Origin of the sequence: Nostoc sp. T09 (genome assembly GCF_002154695.1) — a bacterium.
Lineage (GTDB): Bacteria > Cyanobacteriota > Cyanobacteriia > Cyanobacteriales > Nostocaceae > Aulosira.
Window position 1 is genome coordinate 54540 of record NZ_MTAV01000070.1, and the last position, 6448, is coordinate 60987.

Here is a 6448-nt window from a genome sequence, read left to right on the forward strand (position 1 = left end):
GCTTTTTATAGGGAGAAATTTACCTCTTTTGTCCAATTTTCAACACCGTATCAGGTGGTGTATACTGCCCCCTCCAGTCAGGGAAAGATGATAAACTTCTGACTCATTGGCTAAACTAATTTCATTGCTTAGCTCTAGAACAAGACTGGCGAACTTAAGGTGAGGTATTTATGGCGGAAGCTAAAAACGTACTAGGCACAAATCTGGAGATTTGCTGCACTTCTCCCATGACTGGTTATTACCGCGATGGGTTGTGCAATACAGGTGGACAGGATTTTGGGATGCACGTTGTTTGTGCCCAAGTAACAGCCGAATTTCTAGAATTTACCAAATTGCAAGGAAACGACCTGAGCACACCTGTTCCTGAATTTAATTTTCCGGGATTGAAACCAGGCGATCGCTGGTGTTTATGTGCGGCTCGTTGGCAAGAAGCTCTAGAAGCTGGCGTGGCTCCCCCAGTCGTCCTTTCAGCTACCCATGCTAGAGCTTTGGAAGCCTGTAATTTAGAGGATTTGCAAAAACATGCTTTCTCTCGCTCCTAAACGATTCTGCACATGGAAGAGTTTAAGAAGCTATTTTCTCATTTGAGCGTGAATTGTGTTGAGAAAAGGCTGTAACAAGCCGCAGAGCGCTCTTAGCTAGCACAGGTAGTAGTTGAGGCTGGAGTAATCTAGAGTCAAATTCACTCATGCGTCGTGCGTTTTCCATTAAACACTCTGAGATCAGCAGTTCCAAGCTAAAGTTATCCAGAAATACACTTGCTTCAGTTGCTGCAAAATCTTGGCTATTACTCTGGGCACTGTTACCAACTACACCCATCATTCTTTGCGCTGCTCTACCATAATTCCAAACTGAAGATAACCCCCGCAGAACTTTAGCGCCTCGTCCCCGACTCACCTGTACATAAGCAATCCAATTCACAAAAAAGACAATGTGACGGGCTTCTTCCTGTAGTAGTAGATCAAATATTTTAAACAGTGGCTCTGGTAAAAAGTCTGATTGACGGGCAATCTTAAACAGCCCAAAGCCGAGAAATGAGTCTAGACACTCACCATAGCCAAAATCAATGAAAGCTTGCTCAGGATTACCAGATAGTTGAGCTGGAGCCTGTCCAGAGGTTTCTATACCGTAGTGTTGAATCAGGAATTGAAACAGCCGACCATGACGGGCTTCTTCCTCTCCCTGTAAAGCAACAGCTTCATACAGAAGTGGATCGCTAATCATTGGTAGGTAGGCATTAATCTTAGCTCCAGCCGCCAATTCTGTATTGAGGGCTTCTTCCCAAAAAGGAATTTTTCGTAGACGGTCGAGAGCAACTGCTTCTAGCTTTGGCCAAGGTAGTTGCTCTGGCTGATATTGAATATAGCTATCAATAAAGCTACGGCAGAATAACTCTTTGTGAAATTCAGAACCGATTTTCATTTTTTAAGGGTGGTAATCAGCTTGTATATGTTCTTTTAACCACCTGACTTTATTGTAATTCGTTAGCTCAAAACCACTTTGAATAATCGTATCTCTAACTTTGTTACTCAAAAGCGCAGAGAGTTCTGCTGCACCTGAGCCTGATGGTCCATTTAAAGGTTCCCCAAGGGTAATAACTGCTGGATGGGAATATATTTCTACCAGATCTGCCTGAATTTGGGGTATGAGACCAAGTAAGTATTGCTCAGTCATGGAGCCAGTTTGTAGCAATCCATATACCCGCTCTGCGAACTTAATATCTTGAGAGGCCAGCAAACCTTCACCATAACGGCGCAGTCCCCCAAATACTCCTGACCAGACTAATTTAGTTATTAGATTCCGACGGTCAAGCTTTAGGGTTTTTTCCAATTCTTCAGATGGTAAACGGATGACTCGGATGTCAAATTCCTGCGCCAATTCCACTAGTAACCGTAATACTACGGGATGGGCATGTAAATGTAAATGTCCATCTACATGAGAAAGGGACAGCCCAGAGGCGCGGAATTTTTCTAACTGGGCGCGGATTTCTTGCCGCAGTTCCTCACGAGCAGCAGGATGGAATTGATAGCGTAATCCAGCCACCAGAGGGCTATCTGAAAAGTTACCCTTGGAGTCAACCAAATGGGGAATTTGAGAAGGAGGCAAAACAGATCGACCGCACACCAGTACTAAATGCAGACCAACTGCCAAATTTGGGTGAGTACGTGCCCAGGCGATCGCTTCTTCGGCAGCATCTCCCGTTACCATCAAACTGGTACTAGTTAGCACACCCTGTTCGTAAGCTTGGATAATTGCTTGATTGACGCCAACAGAAAAGCCAAAGTCATCACCATTAATGATGGCGAAGCGACGGGATTTGTTATTTGTCATTGGTCATTTGTCATTGGTCATTGGGCATGGAGCAAACAAGGAGTGTGGGAAGTGTGGGAGGATGGCGAAGATGGGGGGGAGCGCTCGAAAGAAAGTGTGGTTCGTTTCTCCCCACACTCCCCTCTCTCCCCACACTCTCCTCTGCTGCTCTGCTCCCCTGCTTTTTCGTCCTTTCCAGTTCTATGAAATAACAGCCGTTTGGCTAGATTGTGCGTGTGCAGCAGTCTGCTGAGTGCGGCGTTCTTTCAGGTAGGAGAAAAACTCCCCGCCTTCGCGCAGACGGCGTACCATCATCTGCCTGTCTGTGAGCATTTCCCGCACAATCGGTATGATCGCCTTAGGACGGAAGTAGAATTTACGGTACATGCGCTCAACTGCATCCTCTATTTCTTCACTAGAAAGTGTGGGATATTGCAGTGTTGAGGTTTGAATACCGGAGTTAGCTACTAAAGACTGGTTGGTAAACCAGCCGTTTTCCTTGGCTTGTTCGTACAATTCTGTACCGGGATAAGGCGCAGCAATTGAGACTTGAATTGTATGGGGACTGAGTTCGCAGGCGAAGCGAATTGTCTCTTCTACAGTTTCTTTAGTTTCAACTGGTAGACCAATAATGAAAGTTCCGTGAACGGTAATGCCGAGTTTGTGGCAGTTTTTCATAAATTCCCGCGCCACTTCTAGCTTGATGCCTTTCTTAATTCGGTTGAGAATATCTTGGTTACCAGATTCAAAACCGACAAGCAGCAAGCGCAGACCGTTGTCGCGCAAGGTTTTTAGGGTATCGTAGTCTAAATTGGCACGAGCGTTACAACTCCATGTGAGTTTGAGCCGCTTCATATGTTCGCTAATGGCGATCGCCCGATGTTTGTCTATCGTAAAGGTATCGTCATCAAACATATATTCCCGCACTTTGTCACCGAAGATGGCTTTAGCTTCTTCCATCTCCCGCCCAACAACTTCTGGGCTTTTATGACGGTAGAGGTGACCGCCAATCGTTTGCGGCCAAAGGCAGAAGGTACATTTCGCCGGACAACCGCGCCCAGTGTAAAAAGAAATGTAGGGATGCAGTAAGTAACCGATGAAATATTTGCTAATGTCTAAGTCACGGGCATAAGTGGGGAGGACGCTGGGCATGGCATCCCAATCGTGAATTAAGGGGCGCTCCTCATTGTGACGCAGGTTAGAGTATCGGTCACGGTAGCTTAGACCCTTTATATCTTCCCAAGGTATGCCTTGTGCTAGTTCTTTGCAGGTATAGTCGAATTCGTTGCGACAAACAAAGTCGATAACTGGATTATCCCGCAGTGTCTCCTCTGGTAAGACTGCTACATGGGCCCCCACAAAGCCAATCTGCACGTCTGGATTTTGAGCTTTAATCGCTTCCGCACACTTAACATCATTCGCCAGTGAGGGTGTACTGGTATGCATGATTACTAATTCGTAATCCTTAGCGATTTTCAGTACATCTTCCACAGTTTGACCATGTGGTGGAGCATCCACAAGTTTGCTACCTGGTACAAGTGCGGCGGGTTGCGCTAGCCATGTGGGATACCAAAAGGAAGTAATTTCGCGTTTGGCTTGGTATCGCGAACCCGCACCACCGTCAAACCCATCAAAGGAAGGAGGACTGAGGAACAAAGTTTTCTTCACTGATTATGTCTCCTTAGTCAATAGTCAATAGTAATTGGGCATTGGGCATTGGGCATTGAGCATTGAGCATTGGGCATTGGGCATTGGGCATTTCTTATTTATCTTCCTTGTCCCCTTGTCCCCCTTCCCCCCTTCCCCTCTGCCTTCTGCCCTCTGCCATCTGCCTTCACAAACTAGCTAGCTTTGATGTTCACATCGATAAACTGCTTGATAAGTGCCAAAACATCGTTCCGGCTGAGTTTTTCTTTGCCGTTGGCTAAGGCATCAAGTGTCCCATGTGCTAAGGTGAGCGGAATCTGACAAAAGTCTAAAGCTGGACCAGCAGGAAGACTTTTGGTGTAAGCATCTGCCAGCGTTAAATTGCGGCGTGCATACTCCTGCATATTTGCTGCACTCCAACCTTCAGGATAGAAGTCTACCCCTCGTTTCAAATCTTCAGTGTGGTTACGCAAGATGTTAACTGCTTGTAAGCCCCGCCCAAACCCAATTGCTTGAGTACGGTTAGTTTGCGTGCCATCGTACCAAGCCCACAAATCAGACAATAACAAGCCCACCGCACCTGCAACCCCAAATGTATAACGATCTAAATCAGACTCTGTCTGAATTTTCCAGTTAATTTCTGCCCAGTGCGCCATCCTGTCTGCCATTGCGGCGGTGGCATCCCAAATTCGAGGTGCGATCGCTTCAGGTGCTAATATTGACCATTCTCTAACCCCAAGGGTGACTTCTGGTAAGATATTTTCATAACCATTAAATCCTAAAGAAAAAGCATCAACTGCAAAACCATCAACCCCCGCTTGTAATGTCAAGCTAATTGTTCGTAGCAACTGCGCTTTAGTTGGGTTATCCAGTTCTGGATGATCTTCAATTTCATCAATAGCACGCATACACAAGTATGCTGATGCAACTGCCTCTTGTAAACCCGATGGCAAAAGACTAATTGGAATGTAAAAAGTTCTACTAGTTTCCTTTAGGATTTGCAGTGCATCTCTACGTAAATCCATGTTTTCACTCCTCTCTTGATTTTCACACCACATGAAGTTTTAGTTTTTTTGATGATACTGGATCTAATTTTTACTAAACCTTAAGAACTGTATTTTCGCTAGGATTTCCTCTAAAAATTAATAGTCTACGGTATCACAATTAACAAAAATCTCAAATTGCTTAAAGTCTAGTCTAGTATATAAGGCTTTGGTAACAAAAATGGATAGGGGATATTATGCTATAGCTATCATAAAATTTTCCTGTAGATATGAACAATTATGCTAAAATTTGGGTAATTACCTGCAAAGTTTTCTAGTAATGAACAGCAAATTTTAGAAGGGTAAAAGTCCTGAAGTCTTTGTGAAGTGGACTAGAATAGCACAGTTATTGTATCCATAGAGACAAGTTATTAAGCCTCTTGTAATGGATAATAACAACCCCCAGCAACTATCAATGCCCATAGTCTAAGCAAGCGCGGCTTCTGGAATGTAACGAATAAAGAGAGTGGACAAATACAACTACTACTGCAAGTCTCTATAGTGTATAGATATCAATCACGATGATTGAGAAGAAGTAGTTCCCAAAAATTAAACCTAACAAATATAAAAAGAGCGGGTATTGCCCACTCAACAAAATACTCTTGAATCTCCTCTACGTTGTTTTTGGGAGTCCACGGTCTAATGACTAATGAACTTTGTGGAATATTGAACACCTCCATAAGAGACCATTTATAAAGTAAATCTTTAGGCTATAAGACGACGCAGCATTATACGAGTCATCACAGCATATATGGCAGCTTCGCTCATTTCAGGTAGACGCTCATAATCTTTACTGAGACGATGGTACTGGTTAAACCAGCCAAATGTTCTTTCTACTACCCAACGTTTGGGGAGAACCTGAAATTCTTGCTCAGTACGGCGTATGACTTCAACGTGAGCTTGGATCATCAGCCAAACGCAAAGCGCAAATTTATCACCGTCATAACCGGAATCAACCCACATAACTTCAACTTTTTCCAGTAATTCTGGACGCTCCTCTAGTAGTTCCGTGACTTGCGTAGGCAGCAATTAATCTTTCTGGGGCATTTGCAACACTTGCCCACCACTTTCAACAATAGTCCTAAGCTATCAACCAAAGTCTGCCGCTTTCGGCCTTTTACCTTTTTACCTCCATCAAAGCCGTACACATCCCCCTTTTTTCAGTCGTTTTGACCGACTGGCTATCTGCGGCGGTAAGCGAAGCCATGCCGTTAGGCTTATCGCTGTTGGTTGTGTTGATTTACCTAATGAGAGCACGAACCTGTCCTCGTAGTGTATGGTTTAATTTTTCCCAAACTCCCTTGCGTTGCCATTTCCTGTAGTAGCTATAAACAGTTGAACTAGGAGGAAAATCTGCTGGCAGCATATTCCATTGACATCCTGTTTTCAGAGACCATTTATAAAGTAAATATTAAGTAGGGTGTGTTACGGCTATGCAAGGATTTAGG

Annotated in this window: 5 protein-coding genes and 1 pseudogene; 1 reads left to right on the top strand and 5 read right to left on the bottom strand. The window is 44.3% G+C overall.

Annotation, left to right across the window (positions count from 1 at the left end; all coding sequences use genetic code 11):
- Positions 1 to 170 precede the first annotated feature (170 nt).
- Positions 171 to 542 carry a DUF2237 family protein gene (locus tag BV372_RS15440; protein ID WP_086687383.1) on the top strand — a complete coding sequence of 124 codons (372 nt, stop codon included), beginning with the start codon at positions 171 to 173 and terminating at the stop codon, positions 540 to 542.
- A 22-nt stretch (positions 543 to 564) separates the two neighbouring features.
- Here the strand turns inward: BV372_RS15440 and BV372_RS15445 are convergent, their stop codons facing one another.
- From BV372_RS15445 to BV372_RS15465, 5 genes and pseudogenes are all read right to left on the bottom strand, one after another.
- Positions 565 to 1422, bottom strand: coding sequence for a ferritin-like domain-containing protein (locus tag BV372_RS15445; protein WP_086687384.1), 858 nt, complete (start codon positions 1420 to 1422; stop codon positions 565 to 567).
- 3 nt (positions 1423 to 1425) lie between these two features.
- Entirely contained in the window at positions 1426 to 2331 is a 906-nt protein-coding gene (hpnK, locus tag BV372_RS15450) for a hopanoid biosynthesis-associated protein HpnK (protein ID WP_086687385.1), read from the bottom strand.
- Between the two features lie 180 nt (positions 2332 to 2511).
- Positions 2512 to 3978 (bottom strand): hopanoid biosynthesis associated radical SAM protein HpnJ, encoded by a 1467-nt coding sequence (gene hpnJ / locus BV372_RS15455; protein WP_086687386.1) that lies wholly within the window; start codon positions 3976 to 3978, stop codon positions 2512 to 2514.
- 173 nt (positions 3979 to 4151) lie between these two features.
- Positions 4152 to 4982, bottom strand: coding sequence for a squalene/phytoene synthase family protein (locus BV372_RS15460; RefSeq protein WP_086687387.1), 831 nt, complete (start codon positions 4980 to 4982; stop codon positions 4152 to 4154).
- A gap of 723 nt (positions 4983 to 5705) precedes the next feature.
- Positions 5706 to 6396: pseudogene (locus tag BV372_RS15465) on the bottom strand (IS5 family transposase); the annotation flags it as partial.
- Positions 6397 to 6448: the final 52 nt, after the last annotated feature.